24 protein-coding genes and 1 riboswitch are annotated in these 22,358 nt (G+C 45.5%); of the genes, 20 read left to right on the top strand and 4 right to left on the bottom strand.

Annotation, left to right across the window (positions count from 1 at the left end; all coding sequences use genetic code 11):
* Positions 1-12: 12 nt before the first annotated feature.
* A riboswitch (SAM riboswitch) is annotated at positions 13-119 on the top strand.
* A 107-nt stretch (positions 120-226) separates the two neighbouring features.
* From metN to sufB, 10 genes are all read left to right on the top strand, one after another.
* Entirely contained in the window at positions 227-1,252 is a 1,026-nt protein-coding gene (metN, locus tag AU387_RS03470; protein WP_044159043.1) for a methionine ABC transporter ATP-binding protein MetN, read from the top strand.
* Positions 1,245-1,913, top strand: coding sequence for a methionine ABC transporter permease MetP (gene metP, locus AU387_RS03465; RefSeq protein ID WP_044159042.1), 669 nt, complete (start codon positions 1,245-1,247; stop codon positions 1,911-1,913). Before metN ends, metP begins: the two co-directional genes overlap by 8 nt.
* A 13-nt stretch (positions 1,914-1,926) precedes the next feature.
* Complete coding sequence (gene metQ / locus AU387_RS03460; protein WP_024122769.1) at positions 1,927-2,748, top strand: methionine ABC transporter substrate-binding lipoprotein MetQ; 822 nt, start codon at positions 1,927-1,929, stop codon at positions 2,746-2,748.
* 82 nt (positions 2,749-2,830) lie between these two features.
* A complete protein-coding gene (locus AU387_RS03455; protein ID WP_059292599.1) occupies positions 2,831-3,208 on the top strand; it encodes a carboxymuconolactone decarboxylase family protein in 378 nt (125 codons plus the stop codon).
* Between the two features lie 192 nt (positions 3,209-3,400).
* Positions 3,401-3,553, top strand: coding sequence for a YuzK family famiily protein (locus tag AU387_RS20325; protein ID WP_010331789.1), 153 nt, complete (start codon positions 3,401-3,403; stop codon positions 3,551-3,553).
* Positions 3,554-3,730: 177 nt separating this feature from the next.
* Positions 3,731-4,516, top strand: coding sequence for a Fe-S cluster assembly ATPase SufC (gene sufC, locus AU387_RS03450; RefSeq protein WP_044159040.1), 786 nt, complete (start codon positions 3,731-3,733; stop codon positions 4,514-4,516).
* Positions 4,517-4,533: 17 nt separating this feature from the next.
* Positions 4,534-5,847 (top strand): Fe-S cluster assembly protein SufD, encoded by a 1,314-nt coding sequence (gene sufD / locus AU387_RS03445; protein ID WP_059334826.1) that lies wholly within the window; start codon positions 4,534-4,536, stop codon positions 5,845-5,847.
* Positions 5,847-7,067: a cysteine desulfurase SufS gene (gene sufS / locus AU387_RS03440; protein WP_024122766.1), complete on the top strand. Its 1,221-nt coding sequence runs from the start codon at positions 5,847-5,849 to the stop codon at positions 7,065-7,067. The genes sufD and sufS overlap by 1 nt, the downstream gene beginning before the upstream one ends.
* Complete coding sequence (gene sufU / locus AU387_RS03435; protein WP_044159038.1) at positions 7,057-7,500, top strand: Fe-S cluster assembly sulfur transfer protein SufU; 444 nt, start codon at positions 7,057-7,059, stop codon at positions 7,498-7,500. The genes sufS and sufU overlap by 11 nt, the downstream gene beginning before the upstream one ends.
* Positions 7,501-7,520: 20 nt before the next feature.
* The gene (gene sufB / locus AU387_RS03430; protein ID WP_024713611.1) at positions 7,521-8,918 is read left to right on the top strand and encodes a Fe-S cluster assembly protein SufB; all 1,398 of its coding nucleotides are present in this window, start codon (positions 7,521-7,523) and stop codon (positions 8,916-8,918) included.
* Between the two features lie 95 nt (positions 8,919-9,013).
* On the opposite strand, the gene AU387_RS03425 is transcribed toward sufB, so the two are convergent.
* Positions 9,014-9,289 (bottom strand): hypothetical protein, encoded by a 276-nt coding sequence (locus AU387_RS03425; protein WP_044159036.1) that lies wholly within the window; start codon positions 9,287-9,289, stop codon positions 9,014-9,016.
* Positions 9,289-9,438 carry a hypothetical protein gene (locus AU387_RS03420; protein WP_003240873.1) on the bottom strand — a complete coding sequence of 50 codons (150 nt, stop codon included), beginning with the start codon at positions 9,436-9,438 and terminating at the stop codon, positions 9,289-9,291. Before AU387_RS03420 ends, AU387_RS03425 begins: the two co-directional genes overlap by 1 nt.
* A gap of 158 nt (positions 9,439-9,596) precedes the next feature.
* Here AU387_RS03420 and AU387_RS03415 point away from each other — a divergent pair, with 158 nt between their 5' ends.
* From AU387_RS03415 to AU387_RS03385, 7 genes are all read left to right on the top strand, one after another.
* Positions 9,597-10,715 (top strand): NAD(P)/FAD-dependent oxidoreductase, encoded by a 1,119-nt coding sequence (locus AU387_RS03415; RefSeq protein ID WP_059334824.1) that lies wholly within the window; start codon positions 9,597-9,599, stop codon positions 10,713-10,715.
* A gap of 102 nt (positions 10,716-10,817) precedes the next feature.
* Positions 10,818-11,192, top strand: coding sequence for a nucleotide excision repair endonuclease (locus tag AU387_RS03410; protein WP_010331777.1), 375 nt, complete (start codon positions 10,818-10,820; stop codon positions 11,190-11,192).
* Positions 11,193-11,407: 215 nt separating this feature from the next.
* The gene (gene frlB / locus AU387_RS03405; RefSeq protein WP_059334822.1) at positions 11,408-12,394 is read left to right on the top strand and encodes a fructosamine deglycase FrlB; all 987 of its coding nucleotides are present in this window, start codon (positions 11,408-11,410) and stop codon (positions 12,392-12,394) included.
* 80 nt (positions 12,395-12,474) lie between these two features.
* The gene (locus AU387_RS03400; protein WP_059334820.1) at positions 12,475-13,743 is read left to right on the top strand and encodes an ABC transporter substrate-binding protein; all 1,269 of its coding nucleotides are present in this window, start codon (positions 12,475-12,477) and stop codon (positions 13,741-13,743) included.
* 57 nt (positions 13,744-13,800) lie between these two features.
* The gene (locus AU387_RS03395) at positions 13,801-14,679 is read left to right on the top strand and encodes a carbohydrate ABC transporter permease (protein ID WP_044159032.1); all 879 of its coding nucleotides are present in this window, start codon (positions 13,801-13,803) and stop codon (positions 14,677-14,679) included.
* A 3-nt stretch (positions 14,680-14,682) separates the two neighbouring features.
* Positions 14,683-15,585: a carbohydrate ABC transporter permease gene (locus tag AU387_RS03390; RefSeq protein WP_059334818.1), complete on the top strand. Its 903-nt coding sequence runs from the start codon at positions 14,683-14,685 to the stop codon at positions 15,583-15,585.
* 13 nt (positions 15,586-15,598) lie between these two features.
* Positions 15,599-16,453 carry a fructoselysine 6-kinase gene (locus AU387_RS03385; protein ID WP_059334816.1) on the top strand — a complete coding sequence of 285 codons (855 nt, stop codon included), beginning with the start codon at positions 15,599-15,601 and terminating at the stop codon, positions 16,451-16,453.
* A gap of 24 nt (positions 16,454-16,477) precedes the next feature.
* On the opposite strand, the gene frlR is transcribed toward AU387_RS03385, so the two are convergent.
* Positions 16,478-17,206 carry a transcriptional regulator FrlR gene (gene frlR, locus AU387_RS03380; protein ID WP_024122756.1) on the bottom strand — a complete coding sequence of 243 codons (729 nt, stop codon included), beginning with the start codon at positions 17,204-17,206 and terminating at the stop codon, positions 16,478-16,480.
* 183 nt (positions 17,207-17,389) lie between these two features.
* On the opposite strand from frlR, the gene AU387_RS03375 reads away from it, so the two are divergent.
* Complete coding sequence (locus tag AU387_RS03375; protein WP_044159028.1) at positions 17,390-18,493, top strand: ABC transporter ATP-binding protein; 1,104 nt, start codon at positions 17,390-17,392, stop codon at positions 18,491-18,493.
* 33 nt (positions 18,494-18,526) lie between these two features.
* Here AU387_RS03375 and AU387_RS03370 read toward each other — a convergent pair whose 3' ends face one another.
* Positions 18,527-19,393, bottom strand: coding sequence for an endonuclease I family protein (locus tag AU387_RS03370; RefSeq protein ID WP_044159027.1), 867 nt, complete (start codon positions 19,391-19,393; stop codon positions 18,527-18,529).
* Between the two features lie 456 nt (positions 19,394-19,849).
* Between AU387_RS03370 and allC the strand changes: the two genes are divergently transcribed.
* Both allC and AU387_RS03360 read left to right on the top strand, forming a co-directional pair.
* Positions 19,850-21,088, top strand: a complete 1,239-nt coding sequence (allC, locus tag AU387_RS03365; RefSeq protein ID WP_059292608.1) for an allantoate deiminase — start codon at positions 19,850-19,852, stop codon at positions 21,086-21,088.
* 16 nt (positions 21,089-21,104) lie between these two features.
* The gene (locus AU387_RS03360) at positions 21,105-22,355 is read left to right on the top strand and encodes a pyridoxal-phosphate-dependent aminotransferase family protein (RefSeq protein ID WP_082687827.1); all 1,251 of its coding nucleotides are present in this window, start codon (positions 21,105-21,107) and stop codon (positions 22,353-22,355) included.
* Positions 22,356-22,358 lie beyond the last annotated feature (3 nt).

Genomic DNA, 22,358 nt, shown 5'->3' with positions numbered 1-22,358 from the left:
GACTATATATTTCTCTTATCAAGAGAGGTGGAGGGAAGTGCCCTATGAAGCCCGGCAACCATCAACACTGTTGAAATGGTGCCAATTCACACGAAGCGTTCAGCTTTGAAAGATGAGAGAAAGGCGAGTTTAATATAAGCCTTTCTGCTCAAGTGTGCAGAAAGGCTTTTCTTTTGCAGAAAAAACCGGAAGATTTCTTAGAATAGTGTTAAGGCAGGTGATCGCTTTGATCAATCTTCAGAATGTTTCAAAAGTGTATAAGTCGAAGCATGGAGATGTCAATGCTGTCCAAAATGTCTCGCTTTCCATAAAAAAAGGTGAGATTTTTGGAATTATAGGATATAGCGGAGCTGGTAAAAGTTCCTTAATCCGTCTGCTGAACGGACTTGAGAAACCAAGCTCAGGAATCGTGGAAGTGGCGGGAACAAAGATTAATGAAGTAAACGGACGAAATTTAAGAAAAGCACGCCATGAAATCAGTATGATTTTCCAGCATTTCAATTTGCTCTGGTCGCGAACTGTCAGAGATAACATCATGTTTCCTTTAGAAATTGCCGGGGTGAAAAAAAGCGAGCGGATCAAGCGTGCCAATGAACTGATTAAACTGGTAGGTTTAGAAGGAAAAGAAAAATCTTACCCATCCCAGCTGAGCGGCGGACAAAAGCAGCGGGTCGGAATCGCCAGAGCGCTCGCAAACAATCCGAAGGTTCTCCTTTGTGATGAAGCGACATCAGCTTTAGATCCGCAAACAACTGATTCAATCTTGGATCTTTTGTCCGATATTAATGAAAGACTCGGTTTGACGATTGTGCTGATCACACACGAAATGCATGTCATCCGCAAAATCTGCAACAGAGTCGCTGTCATGGAAAACGGAAAGGTTGTTGAAGAAGGAGAAGTTCTCGATGTCTTCAAGAATCCGAAGGAAGAAATGACAAAACGATTTGTCCAGCAGGTGACTGAGCCTGAAGAAACAAAAGAAACACTTCAGCATCTTCTTGACGAAAAAGCGTCAGGAACAACGGTTCAGCTCACATTTGTCGGCGAAGCGGCTGAACAGCCTCTGATTACAGAGATGATCAGAAACTTCAATGTCAGTGTCAATATTCTGCAAGGGAAAATCTCGCAGACGAAGGACGGAGCATACGGTTCATTGTTCATCCATATTGACGGTGGCGAGGAAGAAGTGCAAAACGTGATCCGGTTTATTAATGACAAACAGGTGAAAGCAGAGGTGATCACGAATGTTTGAAAAATACTTCCCGAACGTTGATGTAACTGAATTATGGAATGCGACATACGAAACGCTTTATATGACGCTGATCTCTTTGGTTTTTGCCTTTGTCATCGGGGTGATCCTCGGTCTGCTGCTCTTTCTCACAAGCAAAGGGAGCCTCTGGCAGAACAAAGCGGTTAACACTGTGATTGCGGCCATTGTCAATGTATTCAGGTCTATTCCGTTCCTCATTTTAATTATTTTATTACTAGGTTTTACGAAGTTTTTAGTCGGCACCATCTTAGGGCCGAACGCGGCACTGCCGGCGTTAGTCATCGGCTCAGCCCCGTTTTACGCGCGGCTTGCTGAAATTGCGCTTCGCGAGGTGGATAAAGGCGTCATCGAAGCTGCGAAATCAATGGGAGCCAAAACATCAACAATTATTTTCAAAGTGCTGCTCCCGGAATCCATGCCGGCCCTTATTTCTGGGATCACGGTTACGGCCATCGCTTTGATCGGCTCAACGGCAATTGCAGGCGCCATCGGTTCAGGAGGCCTTGGAAACCTTGCGTACGTAGAAGGCTATCAGTCTAATAATACTGATGTTACCTTCGTTGCTACTGTGTTTATTTTAATCATCGTATTTATTATTCAAATCATCGGTGATGTCATAACAAATATAATAGACAAACGATAAGGGAGGATTTACATTGAAAAAGCTATTTTTGGGTGCATTACTGCTTGTATTTGCAGGAGTTATGGCTGCCTGCGGTTCTAATAACGCTGAATCCGGCAAGAAAGAAATTGTTGTTGCAGCTACAAAAACACCGCATGCAGAAATTTTAAAAGAAGCTGAACCATTGTTAAAAGAAAAAGGCTACACACTGAAAGTGAAAGTGCTTAGTGATTACAAAATGTACAACAAAGCCTTGGCTGATAAAGAAGTGGATGCGAACTTCTTCCAGCACATTCCTTACCTTGAGCAAGAAATGAAAGAAAACAAAGATTATAAACTTGCGAATGCCGGTGCGATTCACTTAGAGCCATTCGGTATTTATTCTAAAAAATACAAATCATTAAAAGATCTTCCCGACGGTGCGACAATTATCCTGACAAATAACGTCGCTGAACAAGGCCGTATGCTTGCAATGCTTGAGAATGCAGGATTAATTACACTTGATTCCAAAGTGGAGACAGTCGATGCAACACTGAAAGACATTAAGAAAAACCCGAAAAACCTTCAGTTCAAAAAAGTAGCGCCTGAATTAACGGCAAAAGCATATGAAAACAAAGAAGGAGACGCGGCCTTCATCAATGTGAACTACGCGATCCAAAATAAATTAAATCCTAAAAAAGACGCGATTGAAGTGGAATCAACAAAAGATAACCCTTACGCCAATATCATTGCAGTGAGAGATGGCGAAGAGGATTCTGCAAAAATCAAAGCGCTGATGGAAGTTCTTCACTCTAAAAAGATCAAAGACTTCATCGATAAAAAATATGACGGAGCTGTGCTTCCTGTATCTGAATAAGACTGAAACCCCGGATGAGAAATCCGGGGTTTTTTGGGTATTTTCCTTAAAGCTGTTCATAATAAAAAGGAATGTTAAACAGATGGAGGGATTTTCTTTGAATCAAGATAGAGGAAGCATGCAGGACGCGCTAAAACAATATAAACAAAGTTTAGGCACATTTGAACAGAAGATGCCGATGATGGGAAGAAAGTTTAACGAATTTACCGAACAATGCTTTGCAGCTAATTCACTAACAGAAAGAGAAAAACAGCTGATTGCACTGGGGATCGCTATCAATGCTCAGGACGAATATTGCATGATCTATCACACAAAAGGCTGTCTTGACCAAGGAGCAACAGAAGAAAACATTCTTGAAGCTGTCAGTGTGGCGGCGGCATTCGGAGGCGGAGCTGCTCTAAGCCAAGGTGTGACAGTTGTCCAGCAGTGCATAGAGGAATTTGGAAACACTGCGCATTAGAAGAAGGAATATTCCGAAAAACGATTCTCATTTCAACTCAAAGGGTCCTTTCGTCTCATCCGTTGTTATATCAAGCCATATCCATTTTGCAGCGCCGGTCTAAGAGCTGATACAATAGCAGTAAATAAATGAAGGGATTGATTCATTATTTGCAGCAGCCAGGACAGACTGGACCTCGATTATACGTCAGAAATGGAAAAAGCGATGCAGCTGTCGCATGGAATCGGGTACGAGGAATACGGACGCCGGCTGGATACAAGAATGGAAGTTGAGCGGCAGAGAGAGCTTGAATATAAAAAATGCAAGCGGTATTCTGCGGAGCTTAATGAGAAAATCGGTCTTTAAAAAAAGGGTGGGAATCCACTCTTTTTCTTTTTCAATTGCTTTAATAAAGTGCTGAACTTTGTTAAACTTGAGAAATGTGCAAGGCACGATAAAAAGTTGTATTTACTTTTCATTTGTTATAAAATTAGAATGAGAATAAAATGAGAATAATGATTATATATTTTTGGAGGTATAGATATGGCTGCTTCAACATTAACGATCAAAGATCTTCACGTTGAAATCGAAGGGAAAGAGATCTTAAAAGGTGTAAACCTTGAAATAAAAGGCGGAGAGTTCCATGCCGTAATGGGACCGAACGGTACTGGTAAATCAACTCTGTCAGCTGCTATTATGGGGCATCCTAAATATGAAGTAACGAAGGGCAGCATCACGCTTGACGGCAAAGATGTACTGGAAATGGAAGTGGACGAGCGTGCGCAGGCAGGTTTGTTCCTTGCAATGCAGTACCCAAGTGAAATCAGCGGTGTGACAAATGCCGACTTCCTTCGTTCTGCGATCAACGCGCGCAGAGAAGAAGGCGATGAAATTTCTCTTATGAAATTCATCCGCAAAATGGACGAAAACATGGAGTTCTTAGAAATGGACCCTGAAATGGCTCAGCGCTACCTCAACGAAGGCTTCTCAGGCGGGGAGAAAAAACGCAACGAAATCCTTCAGCTGATGATGATTGAACCGAAAATCGCCATCCTTGATGAAATCGACTCAGGTCTTGATATTGACGCTCTGAAAGTTGTATCAAAAGGGATCAACAGAATGCGCAGCGAAAGCTTCGGCTGCCTGATGATCACTCACTATCAGCGTCTGTTAAACTACATCACTCCTGATGTGGTTCACGTTATGATGCAAGGCCGCGTTGTAAAATCCGGCGGTGCAGAGCTTGCACAGCGTCTTGAAGCAGAAGGTTATGACTGGATCAAAAAAGAACTTGGCATTGAAGACGAAACTGTAGGCCAAGAAGCGTAAGCGTTAGGGGGATTAATATGACACTAGATACAAAACTATCCGTAGATCAGGAGTATCTCAAAAGCTTTTCCGAAAAGCATCAAGAACCTGCCTGGCTGAAAAACCTGCGCTTACAGGCTCTTGAACAAGCTGAGGATCTGCCGATGCCGAAGCCTGACAAAACAAAAATCACAAACTGGAACTTCACGAACTTCGCGAAGCATACAGTTGATAATGAGCCGCTTTCTTCATTAGAAGATTTGACAGATGAAGCAAAAGCGCTGATCGATGTAAAAAACGAAGATAAAACGTTATATGTACAGCGTGATCAGACGCCTGCATACCTTTCTCTTTCTCAGGAATTGAAAGACAAAGGCGTCATCTTTACTGATATTTTGACTGCTGCCCGCGAGCACAGCGACTTAGTGGAGAAATACTTTATGAAAGACGGCGTGAAGGTTGATGAGCATAAATTAACTGCACTTCACGCAGCTCTTGTTAACGGAGGGGCATTCCTCTATGTTCCGAAAAATGTTCAGGTGGAGACGCCGGTTCAGGCTGTTTATGTCCACGAAAGCAACGATACAGCTCTGTTCAACCACGTATTGATTGTGGCGGAAGACCATAGTTCAGTAACGTATGTAGAAAACTACATCAGCACGGTCAACCCGAAAGATGCTGTATTCAACATTATCAGTGAGGTTATCACAGGTGATAATGCCAGTGTGACATACGGTGCAGTGGATAATCTGTCTTCCGGCGTGACAACTTACGTCAACCGCCGGGGTGCTGCGCGCGGTCGCGACAGCAAAATCGAGTGGGCTCTCGGCCTCATGAACGATGGCGACACCATTTCCGAAAACACAACAAACCTTTACGGTGACGGCACTTACGGCGACACGAAAACGGTTGTTGTCGGAAGAGGAGAGCAAACACAAAACTTCACGACACAAATCATTCATTTCGGTAAAGCTTCTGAAGGATATATCTTGAAGCACGGTGTGATGAAGGATTCCGCTTCTTCTATCTTTAACGGAATCGGCAAAATCGAACATGGCGCTTCTAAAGCAAATGCGGAACAGGAATCCCGTGTGCTGATGCTCAGCGAAAAAGCGCGCGGAGACGCAAACCCTATTCTTTTAATTGACGAAGACGATGTAACTGCAGGACATGCGGCATCTGTCGGCCGTGTGGACCCTATTCAGCTTTACTACCTGATGAGCCGCGGTATTGCGAAAGAAGAAGCAGAACGCTTAGTCATCTACGGATTCCTTGCGCCGGTAGTTAACGAACTTCCGATTGAAGGCGTTAAGAAACAATTGGTTTCTGTTATCGAAAGGAAAGTGAAGTAATGAATATCACAGATATTCGTGAACAGTTCCCGATCCTTCATCAGCAAGTGAACGGACATGATCTCGTTTATCTCGACAGCGCGGCGACTTCCCAGAAGCCGCGTGCTGTCATTGAAACACTGGATAAGTATTATAACCAATACAATTCCAATGTTCACCGGGGCGTCCATACGCTTGGAACCAGAGCGACAGACGGTTATGAAGGAGCGCGTGAAAAAGTCCGCAAGTTTATTAACGCGAAGTCAATGGCTGAGATTATTTTCACAAAAGGCACGACCACATCACTGAACATGGTGGCGCTAAGCTATGCACGCGCCAACCTCAAACCGGGTGATGAAGTGGTCATCACCTATATGGAGCATCATGCGAATATCATTCCGTGGCAGCAGGCTGTCAAAGCGACTGGCGCCACATTAAAATATATTCCGCTGCAGGAAGACGGCACGATTTCATTAGATGACGTCAGAGCAACGGTCACAAGCAATACAAAGATTGTTGCGGTATCTCATGTGTCTAATGTTCTCGGCACGATCAACCCGATAAAAGAAATGGCGAAAATCGCTCATGACAACGGGGCTGTCATTGTGGTGGACGGTGCACAAAGCACGCCTCACATGAAAATTGACGTGCAGGATCTCGATTGCGACTTCTTTGCGCTTTCTTCCCACAAAATGTGCGGTCCTACCGGAGTAGGCGTGCTGTACGGAAAGAAAGCCCTGCTGGAAAACATGGAGCCTGCCGAATTCGGCGGTGAAATGATCGACTTTGTCGGGCTTTATGAATCAACTTGGAAAGAGCTTCCGTGGAAATTCGAAGCGGGTACTCCGATTATTGCTGGAGCAATCGGTCTCGGTGCCGCAATTGATTTTCTCGAAGAAATCGGCCTTGATGAGATTTCCCGCCACGAGCACAAGCTTGCAGCTTATGCGCTTGAACGCTTCCGTCAGCTTGACGGCGTGACGGTTTACGGACCGGAAGAGCGTGCCGGGCTGATCACATTTAACCTTGATGATGTTCATCCGCACGATGTGGCAACCGTACTTGATGCGGAAGGGATCGCTGTCAGAGCGGGTCACCATTGCGCCCAGCCGCTGATGAAATGGCTGGATGTAACTGCTACTGCGAGAGCAAGCTTTTATCTGTATAATACAGAGGAAGAGATTGATAAGCTTGTGGAAGCTCTTCAAAAGACAAAGGAGTATTTTACAAATGTCTTTTAATGCAAACTTAGATACATTGTACAGACAGGTGATTATGGATCATTACAAAAACCCGCGCAACAAAGGGGTTTTGAATGACAGCATCGTCGTGGATATGAACAATCCGACATGCGGCGACCGAATCAGGCTGACAATGAAGCTTGACGGAGACATCGTGGAAGATGCGAAATTTGAAGGGGAAGGCTGTTCCATTTCAATGGCATCCGCTTCGATGATGACTCAGGCGATTAAAGGGAAAGATATTGAAACAGCCCTTACCATGTCTAAGATTTTCTCGGATATGATGCAAGGGAAAGAATATGATGATTCTATCGATCTGGGTGATATTGAAGCCCTTCAAGGCGTTTCAAAATTCCCGGCCCGTATTAAATGTGCAACCCTGTCATGGAAGGCACTTGAAAAAGGAGTCGCTAAAGAAGAAGGCGGCAATTAAAAGGATTGGAGTGAAAATGGATGGCTAAAAAAATGCCTGATATTGGTGAATACAAATATGGTTTTCACGATAAGGACGTTTCCATTTTCCGTTCAGAGCGCGGATTGACAAAAGAAATCGTAGAAGAAATTTCTCGCATGAAAGAAGAGCCTCAATGGATGCTTGATTTCCGCTTGAAATCACTTGAACATTTCTACAATATGCCAATGCCTCAATGGGGCGGAGATCTAAACTCACTGAACTTTGACGAAATTACGTACTACGTAAAACCGTCTGAGCGTTCAGAGCGTTCTTGGGATGAAGTTCCTGAGGAAATTAAGCAAACATTCGACAAGCTCGGTATTCCTGAAGCTGAACAAAAATACCTTGCTGGTGTTTCTGCTCAGTACGAATCAGAGGTTGTATACCACAACATGAAAGAAGATCTTGAAGCGCAAGGCATCGTTTTTAAAGATACAGACAGCGCGCTGAAAGAAAATGAAGATATTTTCCGTGAGCACTGGGCAAAAGTGATTCCGCCGACTGATAACAAGTTCGCGGCGCTGAACTCAGCTGTTTGGTCCGGCGGATCTTTCATCTACGTGCCAAAAGGCGTAAAGGTTGAAACACCGCTTCAAGCTTACTTCCGTATCAACTCTGAAAATATGGGTCAGTTCGAACGTACGCTGATCATCGTTGACGAGGAAGCAAGCGTGCATTACGTTGAGGGCTGTACGGCACCTGTTTACACAACAAACTCACTTCACAGTGCGGTCGTTGAGATCATCGTCAAAAAAGGCGGCTACTGCCGTTATACAACGATCCAAAACTGGGCGAACAACGTTTACAACCTTGTAACAAAGCGTACGATCTGTGAAGAAAACGCAACTATGGAATGGATTGATGGCAACATCGGGTCTAAACTGACAATGAAATATCCGGCTTGTATCCTAAAAGGCGAAGGCGCGCGCGGTATGACGCTTTCTATCGCTCTTGCGGGTAAAGGCCAGCATCAGGATGCGGGTGCGAAAATGATTCACCTTGCGCCAAACACATCTTCCACAATCGTATCAAAATCGATTTCAAAACAAGGCGGAAAAGTAACCTACCGCGGAATCGTCCACTTCGGACGTAAAGCGGAAGGCGCCCGTTCCAACATCGAGTGCGATACGCTCATTATGGATAACAAATCAACATCAGATACAATTCCTTACAATGAAATCTTAAATGATAACATTTCATTGGAGCACGAAGCGAAAGTGTCTAAAGTATCTGAAGAACAGCTCTTCTACTTGATGAGCCGCGGTATTTCCGAAGAAGAAGCGACTGAAATGATCGTAATGGGCTTCATCGAGCCATTCACAAAAGAGCTTCCAATGGAATACGCAGTTGAAATGAACCGTTTGATTAAGTTTGAAATGGAAGGTTCAATCGGTTAATGTTAATAAAAAAGGACGCGACTGGTTTACAGACGCGTCCTTTTTATATAAAGAAGAAAACCGTGGGCCGAGGGCGCGCACGGGGTTGTTCTTTCTCAGTTTTCTGTTGTCTCGGGGTTAACAACTTTCATCACAGATGTTCTGTTGGTATAATTGCTGTTCATCTCTAGCAATTGAGTATAGGCCGTGTCGAATTCATCTTTTGTCATCTGCTTTGCGGCTAATGCAGAGCATAAAATGGCAAAGGCAATCGGCATTGTGTCAATGTGAATATCAATATGGACTTCCGAATTGCCGCTGTTTTCGATAACAGAGCCATTTTTGGGCATTTCCGCAGCATGTCTGTTGATAGGAATGATATTCTCGTTCATTACTCTTCTCCGTCTTGAGACTGTGCCTGTGCCTGATCCTGATCTGTATTCACGTTGACTACAACTTTTGCATTGCCGCTGTTTTCAACTTTAGCAACTGATACATTGCGCTTTTGGTTTTCTTCATTTTCATGACGATTTTCGCTCATGGTATCATCCTTTCTCTATTGATAGTGACAGGATATTCAATAGGAGAGTGAAGAGATTGGACGAACTTCGCGATTTTTCCACATTGGGTCTAAAGGTCGAAGGAAAGCACTCTATTTGGTAAAATGAATAGATATTATAAAAGAAAAGGTGTTTGCATATGAAGTCTTACATCATCGTCGGCGCAGGCATACTAGGTGCGTCGACGGCTTATCATCTCGCAAAATCAGGAGCCCGGGTTACGGTGATTGACCGGAATGAACCGGGACAAGCGACTGACGCGGCGGCGGGGATCGTCTGTCCTTGGCTGTCGCAGCGCCGCAATCAGGATTGGTACCAGCTCGCTAAGGGCGGAGCGCGATACTATAATGATTTAATCAAGCAACTGGAAGAGGACGGAGAGACAGACACCGGATACAAGCGTGTCGGGGCGATCAGCATTCACACTGATTCAGTGAAGCTTGATAAGATGGAGGAGCGGGCGTATAAGAGGCGCGAGCATGCGCCGGAGATCGGTGACATCACCCGTTTGTCCGCGAGTGAAACGAAAAAGCTGTTTCCCATTTTAGCTGATGGCTATGAATCGGTTCATATCAGCGGCGCCGCTCGTGTGAACGGGAGGGCGCTATGCCGGTCGCTTTTAAGCGCTGCCGAGAAACATGGTGCGGTCATTGTAAAAGGAAATGCGTCCTTGCTTTTTGAGAACGGAGGAGTCACCGGTGTCCAAACAGACAAGCAGCAGTTTGAGGCTGATAGTGTGATCGTGACTGGAGGGGCATGGGCCAATGAGTTGATGAAGCCTCTGGGCATTCATTTTCAAGTATCCTTTCAGAAGGCGCAGATTATGCATTTTGAAATTCCTAGTGCAGATACTGGATCATGGCCGGTGGTGATGCCGCCGAATGACCAGTATATTTTGTCCTTTGATGACGGCAGAATTGTAGCAGGCGCCACCCATGAAAATGAGGCCGATCTTAAAGACCTGCGTGTGACAGCAGGGGGACAGCATGAAGTCTTGAGCAAAGCCCTTGCCGCAGCCCCGGGGCTTGCTGACAGCACAGTCATTGAAACAAGAGTGGGCTTCAGACCGTTTACACCGGGGTTTCTGCCAGTGGTGGGTGCCGTGCCGAATGTTCAAGGACTTTACGCCGCTAACGGTTTAGGCGCGTCGGGATTAACGATGGGGCCGTTTCTGGGTTCAGAGCTCGCAAAGCTAGTTCTCGGACAGCCGACAGAAATAGACCTTAGCCCTTATGATCTTGCCGGAGCGCTTGCATAATAATGAAAGGCATGACAAACAAATATAATAAAGCTGTTCTAGCTTTTCTTTCCTGTCTGTGTTAGCATTTATCTTTAATGAAAAAGAGGACGTGAACTGATTTTGATAAAAATTGATATACCAGCACCGAATGTGACGATCACCGAACGGCAGCAGTCAGCCAATGATAACGAGCCGAAAATAAAGGCGATTTACGGATTCATCGACTTTCACCAGATACCAAGGGATAAAGGCGGCATCTTCATGTTTTACAACATTCACGATGAGCTGCTGTTTGTCGGTAAAGCCAGAAAGTTAAGACAGAGAATTAAGAAGCATTTTGAAGATACTGTCTCACCGATCAAAAATCACAGAGACGAAGTATATAAAATTGAAGTATGTGTAGTCGAAGATCCAATGGAAAGAGAAATTTACGAAACCTACATCATCAATACACAGCACTCGAAGTACAATATAGACAAGGTATTTTTTAAATAAGAAGTCAGTCTGCGGATTGAGCAGTGAAGCCAGAGCTTATGCTAAGTTCTGGCTTTTTGATTTGGCATTTTTCTGTGCGTAGGCCTGTAGTCTATCACTCGATTAAATTATTGAGAAATTTCAGAAAATGATATTGACAATCCAAGCTGAGGACTTTAATATAACAATATATAATGTTATATAACGTTATATAATAAAAATGAGGAGTGAAGGATTTGAGTCAAGTCACAGCAAAAGTTAATCGTGAGGTTCAAGCTTTCTTGCAGGATTTGAAAGGAAAAACCATTGACCATGTATTCTTTGTCGCATGCGGAGGGTCTTCGGCCATCATGTATCCGAGTAAATATGTGTTTGACAGGGAGTCAAAATCAATCAGCTCCGACCTTTACAGCTCTAATGAATTTATTCAGCGAAACCCTGTGCAGCTTGGTGAAAAGTCTCTTGTCATTTTGTGCTCGCATTCGGGAAATACTCCGGAAACGGTAAAAGCCGCTGCATTTGCGAGAAGCAAAGGCGCGCTTACGATTGCAATGACGTATAAGCCGGAGTCTCCTTTAGCACAGGAAGCGCAATATGTCGCCCAATATGACTGGGGTGATGAGGCGCAGGCGATCAATACGAACTATGGTGTTCTATATCAAATCGTTTTCGGCGCTTTGCAGGTATTAGAAAACAATACGAAATTTGAACAAGCAATAGAAGGTTTAGATCAATTGCAGGCTGTGTATGATGAAGCCCTTAAGCAGGAAGCAGAAAACGCACAGCAATTTGCAAAAATACATGAAAAAGAAAGCATCATTTATACAATGGCAAGCGGTGCAAACTACGGTGTCGCTTACTCCTACAGCATCTGCATTCTCATGGAAATGCAATGGATTCATTCCCACGCCATTCATGCCGGAGAATATTTTCACGGACCGTTTGAAATTATTGATGAATCCGTGCCGTTTATCATCCTGCTCGGTTTAGATGAAACAAGGCCTCTTGAAGAGCGGGCGCTTACCTTCTCGAAAAAATATGGCAAAAAGCTGACTGTGCTCGATGCCGCATCTTACGACTTCACTGCAATTGACGATTCAATAAAAGGCTACCTTGCTCCGCTCGTTCTTAACCGTGTGCTGAGAAGCTATGCGGACGCTTTGGCAGAAGCAAGAAATCATCCTTTATCTCATAGAAGATACATGTGGAAAGTTGAGTATTGATCTGAAAAAGAGGAACCATTATGCATTAGACTATAATGTTATATAACATTATAGTCTAATGTCCAGAGGAGGCCAACCCTTTGAAGAAAATGTTTTTATTTTTGATCATTGCAGCTGTCAGTATGCTCACCATTGCGGGCTGTTCGAGCCAGGGCAGTTCAGCGGATGGAAAGGTGACATTGAAATTTTTCCACAGATGGCCGAAGGAGCCGGAGAAAAGGTATTTTGAAGAGGTTGTAAAGGAATTTGAAAAAGAGCATCCGGATATCGACATTCAAACTGAAGCGGTTTTGAATGACTCCTATAAAGATAAAATTAAAGTTATGCTGGGAACCAGCAGCCCTCCTGATATTTACTTCTCATGGAGTGACGAGTTTGCTTTTAAATTTATCAGAGGAAATAAAGCACTTGATCTCTCGTCCTACTACAAAGATGATACAGATTGGTCATCGCAGCTCGTTCAATCGCAAGTTACACCATTTACGTATGAAAACAAACAATATGGCGTGCCGTGGCAAATGGACGCTAAATCATTTTTCTATAATAAAGATATTTTTAAAAAGCTCAATCTAGAGCCGCCGGCGACTTGGGATGAACTCATTGATGTCTCCAAGAAGCTGAAAGAAAATGGCTATACGCCGATCAGTTTCGGAACAAAAGCGCCTTGGACAATCTCACATTATATCGGCACGCTGAATCAGCGGATGGTCGATGAAAAAACAAGAGAAAAGGATTATAACGCCAAAACGGGTGAATTTACCGATGAAGGCTATGTGAAAGCACTTGAAAAGCTGCAGGAACTGATGCCTTACTTCAATAAACATGTAAATTCCGTCGACCATGAATATGTGAGACAGCAATTTAAGAGCGGAAAGTCGGCGATGATATATGCGGAAACGGCTGAAATCAAACTGGTCGAGCCAGTGAATCTAGGGATGTTCTCATTCCCTGAAATCAGCGGACAAAAAGGATCTTCAGAAGCGTTAACGGGGGCGCCTGAAGGATTTATGATTTCTTCGAAAACAAAACATCCGAAGGAAGCAGTGGAATTTTTGCAATTTCTGACCTCGGAAAAAATGGGTGAAAAGCTCGTTAAAGACGTCGGCAAATACAGTGCGGTGCAAGGGACGGCAACCGAAGAAAATTCTACAGCCATTCAGCGTGAAGCCGTTCAGCATATCGTAGATGCCAAATCAATGGTTCCGTGGTTCGATATGGATGTTGATGTTGAAATCGCAGATGTGTACTTAACAAGCGTCCAGCAAATGCTTGGCGGCGACATGACACCGGAGCAGGTCATGAAAGCCGTCCAAAAAGCAGCCAAGCAAGTGAAGGCGTCAGCTGAATAAATCAAAGAAAAGGTGAAGCGACGCACCTTTTCTTTTTATAAAGGAGATGAGTTATCCTTGGTCAACCAAAATAGAATAATCCCCTATTTGTTTTTACTGCCGGCTCTTGTTTTTCTACTTTTCGTTTATATCCCGATTTTTGAGAATGTCTTTCTCAGTCTGTTTCAATGGAGCTCTTTTTCTCCGGAAAAAACGTTTATCGGATTGAAGAACTATGTTGAATTATTTCGTGATCCTGTCTTTTATCAAGCCCTCACGAATAACGTGCTCTACGCAGTGATCTCAATTGTATGCCAGGTGTTTGGCGGTTTGATTTTGGCGGCGGTGCTTGAGGATAAGCTGGTCAGAAAATGGTCGCCTTTTTTTCGTACCGTTTTCTTTTTGCCGGTTGTCATCTCGATGACGGTGATCGCGCTTTTATTTGATTTTATTTACAACCCTGAGACGGGGCTTTTGAATCAGCTGCTTCAGGCAATCGGGCTTGATCAGCTGACGAGGGCATGGCTCGGGGAGGACAGCACGGCTATGCTTTCTGTCATCTTTGTGTCGCAGTGGCAGTCTGTCGGTTATATTGCGATGCTGTATATTGTGTCGATTCAAAAAATACCGGATGAACTGTATGAAGCGGCGCGTCTTGACGGTGCGGGAAAAATTCAGCAGTTTTTTCACATTACCATTCCCCAGACGAAAGAGATGTCTTTTGTTGCGGTGGTGATGACGCTGACAGGCGCTTTTACAGTGTTTAACGAGCCGTACATTTTGACAGGCGGCGGACCGGGAAACGCTTCTGAGGTATTAAGCACATTCTTATATAAAAGCGCCTTTACAAAGGATATGATGGGCTATGCTTCAGCGATTGCCACTGTTGTGTTACTCATTACGCTTGCTTTGTCGCTCATGCAAATGAAGTTCTTTAAAACCGGAAAGGAGGATTAACAGATGCTGCCTCAAAAGAAGACAGATTCGTTTAGATTAGAGCCTGTGCCTGACCGGCACATCGAGGTGAAAAGAAAGCCGAGGCGAAAATGGTATATCGGAGAAACGTCTGTATGGGTTTTTCTGTTTCTTTATCTAATCGCGATTGCTTATCCGCTTTTATGGATGGTCATGAGCGCCTTTAAAAGCTCGGATGATATTTTTGAGAACAGCTGGTCGCTGCCGTCTTCGTGGCATCCGGAGAACTTTGTGTCCGCCTGGAATCAGGGGATTTCTTCTTATTTTATGAACAGTGTGATCGTGACGGCCCTGACATGTGTGATTACTGTCTTTATCAGCGCATGGGCGGCATACGGGCTTTCGAGGTTCGAGTTTAAAGGAAGAGGGTTCTTTTTGGTGCTTTGTCTTGGCGGTTTGATGCTGACGCCTCAGGTCAGTCTTGTGCCGCTTTATTCCATTATTCAGTCGCTGGGGCTTTACAATACGTATTGGGCTTTGATTTTGCCTTATGCGGCTTATCGGATTCCATTTACCATCATTTTAATCCGCTCTTATTTTCTTTCTATTTCTAAAGAATTGGAAGAGGCGGCTTATTTAGATGGGTGTACGAGTTTCGGAGTATTTTTCAGAATTTTCTTACCAATGAGTGTACCCATTTTAGTGACGTCGGGTATTCTGACAGCTTACCATACGTGGAATGAGTTTATGTTTGCGATTATTTTCATAGATGACGAGAATTTGCGGACCATTCCAGCGGGGCTGATGCAGTTCCGAGATGCGCTGCAGACGGATTGGGGCGTCCTGCTGGCGGGATTAACGATTTCTGCCGCGCCGATTATTATTCTATTTTTATTTATGCAGAAATATTTTGTCCGCGGGATTGCAAGCGGAAGCGTAAAAGGATAAAGGAGGAAGCACAATGAAATTAATTGCTATTGGAGACAACGTTGTAGACTACTATCAGGATCAAGAAACATTCTATCCGGGAGGAAATGCCTTAAATGTCGCAGTGCTTGCAAAACGGCTCGGGCATGAGTCTTCTTATATCGGAATCATCGGCAATGACGAAGCCGCGGCTCATCTGCTGAATGTGCTGAAATTGGAGAAGGTCAACGCTGATTTTATTCGCCAGGCGCATGGGGAAAACGGAATGGCAATCGTTACCCTTGATGAACAGGGGGACCGGATCTTTGTCCGATCGAATAAGGGCGGCATCCAGTCGCGTCTCCGTCTTGTGTTCCAGGAAAAGGACTTATCTTTTATCAGCGACCATGATCTGCTGCATACCAGTGTGTACAGCAGGCTTGAGAACGATTTGCCGCAGCTGTGCGGGCTGATCCCGGTTTCTTTTGATTTTTCAACAAATCGAGAGGATGAGTATTTGAAAAAGGTCTGTCCTTATGTGACGTACGCGTTCTTTTCAGGGAGCGATCTGAGTGAGACGGAGTGCGGCCAGCTCGCCAAAAAGGCACATGAGTATGGAGCGAAAATTGTTTGCATGACCCGCGGCGGGCAAGGGGCGATCCTGTCTGCGGGGGACCGAATCTACCATCAGCCGATTGTGGAAGCTGATATAATAGACACACTCGGAGCGGGAGATTCATTTATCGCGGGATTTTTGACTGCGTTTTGTGAGAAGCAGGATGTGATGAACGCTTTGCGCCAAGGAGCGGAAACAGCTGCGAAAACATGCGGAGTGTACGGGGCATTCGGCTACGGCTATCCCTATCGCCTGGAGGAAGGGGGAAGCAGTGAAAAAACGAGAATACTATAAGCAGTGTCTCGTTTTTTATGCCTGTCATGTGTAGGGACTGTTGATTGTAAATGTGACACGGTTTGTGTGCATCAAAAACAGTGAGCAGTAGATCGGCTGATCGTTTGAGGTAAATGCGGTTTTATCGATTTCAAACAGCGCATCCCCGATATCGCAATCCAAGTATTTGCTTTCCTCCTGCTGGGCATAGACAACATTTAATAGTTTTGTATTGTGAGTGGGAACAACTTGGTATTGCTGCTTTAAAATATCGTGCATAGATACACCGTCAGCAATAAACGTATTGATGGCAGGAAACATGTCCAGCGGGTAATGCGTGATCTCAAAGGTGAGCGGCTGATCATCGTTATATAAAATCCGTTTTAATTCAACGACAGGGCTCTCGGGATTGATCTGAAGCTTTTCGGCGATCGGTTTCGATGCTGGTATGATTTCATGGGACAGAACCTGATGCTTCGGTTTTTTCCCGGTTGATTCCATAAATTCAGAGTAGCCGTTTACTGCGATCAGCTCTCTCTTCAATTTAGGGCTTTTAACGAACGTTCCTTTTCCCTGCTGCCTGATCAGATAACCTTCTTCGACCAGATCGAGAATGGCTTTTCTGACGGTAATGCGGCTGACATTATACTTGCTGCAAAGCTCGTTTTCTGTGGGCAGCTTGGCAGCCGGGGAATACAAGCCCTTTTTAATGTCATCTGTTATGATTTGTTTTAGCTGAATGTATAAAGGTGTTGAACTTCCGTTGTTTAACAAGGGGTAGCCTCCTTTTAAGCTATTATTTATATTATAATGTATTATGACGTTATAATACAAATTTGCGTTTTTTGTTTTAGAAATATAGCAAATATGGGAATCGATTACTCTAAAAATAACAGAAAGACCGAGTTGTTTCCAGTGACGAAATAACGGAGAAAAAAAGACGGGGGGAGTTTTCTGATGGCTTCATTAACATTTGAACATGTCAAAAAATCATATCATTCACAATTAACGGTGAAGGACTTTGATTTAGATGTAAAAGATAAAGAGCTTTTGGTGCTGGTGGGGCCGTCAGGCTGCGGCAAATCGACAACCCTGCGGATGGTGGCCGGGCTGGAAAGCATTTCGGAAGGAAGCCTCTTCATCGATGGGGAACGGGTCAATGATCTTCCGCCGAAGGAGCGTGATATCGCGATGGTGTTCCAAAACTATGCGCTGTATCCGCATATGACTGTTTTCGATAACATGGCATTCGGACTGAAGCTCAGAAAAATGCCGAAACAAGAAATTGCCGAGCGGGTGCATGCAGCTGCAAACATTTTGGAGATTGAGCATTTGCTGAAGAGAAAACCGAAGGCACTTTCCGGCGGCCAGCGGCAAAGGGTGGCGCTTGGCAGATCAATTGTGCGGGAACCAAAGGTCTTTTTAATGGATGAACCGCTTTCTAATCTGGATGCGAAGCTGAGAGTGACGATGCGGACAGAAATCAGCAAGCTTCACCAGCGGCTGGAAGCAACCATTATCTATGTCACCCATGATCAGACTGAAGCGATGACGATGGGCGATCGGATTGTCGTCATGAATGAAGGTAAAATTCAGCAAGTGGCCAAGCCCCATGATATCTATCATTATCCGGCAAACCTGTTCGTGGCCGGGTTTATTGGCTCTCCCGGAATGAACTTTTTCAAAGGCATGATTGAAGAGCACCATGGCGAGCTGTTTTTTACAAATCCTTCGATCCGGCTTCATATTCCTGAAGAAAAGGCGAAACGGCTGAAGGAAAAAGGCTATACCGGAAAACAGATGACAGCCGGTGTACGGCCGGAGCACATCGCACAAATGACTGGAAATGACCGGCTGTTTGATTCTGTGTTTAAAGCGACGGTGGAAGTGAATGAAAATTTGGGACCTGAGCTGATTGTGCATGTCAGCGCCGGGAACGAGCGGCTCACGGTTCGCCTGGATGGCGGCAATCGAATCGCCGCGGGCGATACAATTCAGCTGGCGGTGAAAATGGATCACGCCGTCTTTTTCGATGCTGAAACGGAACAGGCTGTGTATTAGAAAAGGTGCTCCCTTCGGGGGAGCACCTTTTTCTTACGGCCAAATGTCGTCTGCCCATTCAGGGTGATCGATAAATGGATTTCGGTTGTGCTGATATTTTTCATAAATGATTTCATTTCTTTTTCTTTCGCGGGCATCAACAGGGTCCTGCCTATTCCATTCAAGCAAGGCGGATTGTTTTCCGTGATAAGGAGCAGAGCCGTTTCCTGTCCTATCATTGAGCTCAAGGTCAGGGTAGCCGTCGTCTCCTTCGTAACGGACAGCCATGTAAAACAGCATGCGGGCGACATCGCCTTTCACATCATCGCGGGGCTCCCATGAATCTCCGTCATAGTAATTTCCGGGCGCTTTCGCATACTCGTTGCCGCCGTTGTCAAAGTCCATGTTGCCTCTGGCACTGTTTACTTGGACGTCTGCTGGACGCAAGTGATGAATATCAGTGCCAGGCCCCTTGCTTGTACCAAAATCGCCATGGGATTTCGCCCAGACATGCTCCCGGTTCCAGTCCCCGACATTGCCGCCGTTCAGGTTTTTCGAACGGGATTCATTCGTATAGAGCAGGATGACGTTATTCGGATTGGCCGGATCTGCATCTGTTTCTTTCAGCGCGTTCCATACCTCGCTGTAAGACAGCATCGTATGTCCGCTAATGATGCGGTGCAACGCGCTTTTTAACGCCTCTCCGCTTTTTCCTTCAGCACCTTCATAATAGGTGTCTGTGTCGGCGTATGGTGCCGCGGGAGAGACTAATGAGAGAATGCCCCCGGAGGCTGCGGAAGAAGTAGCTGCACGGTCATTCAGGTTCAATCCGGTTTGCGCGCTTGCTGAAGCAGAGGGCGCAAACCATCCGGAAATCAGTAATACACAGACGAGCGGCAGAAACCTTGCTTTTTTTGTCATCACTTGCCCTCCTTTAGATCAGATCATGTCTATTATCTAAAATTGAGATAAAGGTTAGAAGTGTCATTTTGTATATTTTTTATTAAATTTGTAAAATGGTAACTTTGGAGGAGGCAGAACTCTATTGTTCCGGGATCTTTAGTCCGCGTTATTGCTCCGGCTGAGTTTTGGCAAGCGCTGTTCCTTAATCGAGTGCCGCTTCACTGAAAGCATTGCCTTCCCGTGATTTTCGCTAGTTCATACAATAAATCTTTAGAACCACTTTTTCCTCTCGCTGTTTTTTAAATTCATCGCTGCCTATTGACTCTCTTCCTTACTGGCTGCTATTCCTAAAATGGAATGGCAGGCTGGTTATTATGACCAAAAAACAAACGTTTTTTTGGTTTATGTGCTGATGAACTATACGTCTTCCTCCCTCTATAATGAAGTCACCATAACGGCCAGAGGAGGAAGCACATGGAAAAGCAGAGGCTTTCAGTAGAAAGCGGCATCGCTGATTACATCGATTGGCTTGCCCAATTCGGTGCGTCTGCTGATGGCGGAGTGACGAGGCTTTTGTACACCAAGGAGTGGATGGACGCGCAGCTCGCCGTGAAAGCGGAGATGTCGGCATTTGGGCTTGACGCCAGATTTGACGATGTCGGCAATGTCTTTGGAAGGCTTCAGGGCACCCAGTCTCCGGATGAAGTGATTTTAGCCGGCTCACATATCGATACTGTGATCAATGGGGGGAAGTATGACGGCTCATATGGCGTGCTTGCGGCAATGCTTGCTTTAAAGCAGCTCAAAGAAACATACGGAGCGCCGAAAAAAACGCTTGAGGCCGTGTCTTTATGTGAGGAAGAGGGCAGCCGTTTTCCGATGACATACTGGGGATCAGGAAATATGATGGGTGCTTTGTCATTGAAGCATGCGGAAGTACCGAGAGACGGATCAGGTGTTTCATTACAAGAGGCGATGCATGACAACGGTTTTGGCAGAGGCGTGTATCCGTCAGCGCACAGGACAGATATCAACGCTTTTATTGAAATTCACATTGAACAAGGACAGACGCTTGAAATGTCAGGACGAGACCTCGGTGTGGTGACAAGTATAGTCGGGCAGAGGAGATATCTGATTACGCTTGAGGGAGAATGCAACCACGCAGGGACCACCTCCATGAAGTGGCGCAAGGACCCGCTCGCAGCCAGCAGCCGCATGATTCATGAACTGCTGCTTCGCGCTGAAGAACAGCCGGATGAGCTTCGTCTGACATGCGGGAAAATGACGGTGGAGCCCAATGTGGCCAATGTCATACCTGGACGGGTGCAGTTTTCAATCGATATTCGGCATCAAAATCAGCGTGTACTGGAGCATTTTTATGAAGAAATGACAGCTGTCATCAACGGCATTTGTGACGAAAAAGGCATTCGCGCCATGATTGATGAATATATGCGGATAGAGCCTGTGCCGATGGACGAAACGCTTTCTGCCAAGGCTCTTGAGACAGCGGCAGAAAACGGTATCAGCTGTGAAGAAATGGTGAGCGGGGCAGGGCATGATGCGCAAATGATCGGAAGGAGCTGCCCCGCTTGTATGCTGTTTGTGCCGAGCAGAGGCGGCATCAGCCATTCGCCGAAGGAATTTACTTCTGCATGTCAGCTTGAGATCGGCGTCCGCACATTGACTGATTTATTATACAAACTGGCTTACTGATGAAGGAGGAATGGCTGTGTCAGGCAGAAAAGAATTATGTACACCGTTAAGAACGATTATGACACCGGGACCCGTTGAGGTCGATCCGCGTGTATTAAGAGTGATGAGCACACCGGTTGTCGGCCAATTTGATCCGGCGTTTACCGATATCATGAATGAAACGATGGAGATGCTTCGGGAGCTGTTTCAAACGAAAAACCGCTGGGCGTATCCGATTGACGGCACATCCCGGGCGGGAATTGAAGCGGTGTTAGCGAGTGTCATTGAACCGGGAGATGACGTGCTTATTCCGATATACGGACGCTTTGGCTTTTTGCTGACTGAAATCGCTGAGCGGTACGGGGCGAATGTTCATACGATTGAGTGTGAGTGGGGAACGGTTTTTGACCCTGACGCTATTATACGGGAAATGAAAAAAGTGAAGCCGAAAATTGTGGCGATGGTGCACGGGGAAACATCAACTGGCCGAATCCATCCGCTGAAAGCGATTGGAGAAGCGTGCCGTGCTTGGGATGCACTGTTTATTGTCGATGCGGTAGCGACAATTGGGGGCTGCGAGGTGAAAGTGGATGAATGGAACATTGACGCAGCTATCGGCGGTACGCAAAAGTGTCTGTCTGTTCCGTCTGGGATGGCGCCGATTACATATAATGAACGGGTGGCGGACATCATTGCGGCGCGCAAAAAGGTGGAACGCGGAATTGCGACTCAGGCAGACAAGGCGCCGCTTACTGGAAATCGTCCGATCACCAGCAATTATTTTGATTTGAGCCAGCTTGAGGATTATTGGAGCGAACGGCGGCTCAATCATCATACAGAAGCGACGACGATGCTTTATGCCTTGCGTGAGGGCGTGAGACTGGTGCTTGATGAAGGTCTCGAAGCACGTTTCGAGCGGCATCAATACCATGAGGCCGCATTAATCGCCGGGATTAAGGCGATGGGGCTGAAGCTGTTTGGGGATGAGAGCTGCAAAATGCCTGTTGTCACCTGTGTGCAAATCCCGGACGGCGTGGACGGAGAGTCGGTCCGCCATATGCTTTTGGCACAGTTTGGAATCGAAATCGCCAGCTCATTCGGCCCTTTAGCCGGGAAGATTTGGAGAATTGGTACGATGGGCTACAGCTGCAGAAGAGAAAACGTACTGTTTGTCCTTGCCGGATTAGAAGCTGTGCTTCTCAGACACGGCGCTGTGATCGAAGCGGGAAAAGCGCTTCAGGCCGCGCTTGATGTATATGAAAATGCTAAGAGCCAGGCAGCGATTTAAAGA

Source organism: Bacillus halotolerans, from assembly GCF_001517105.1.
Classification (GTDB): Bacteria; Bacillota; Bacilli; order Bacillales; family Bacillaceae; genus Bacillus; species Bacillus halotolerans.
This window is presented reverse-complemented; position numbering and strand designations above follow the sequence as displayed.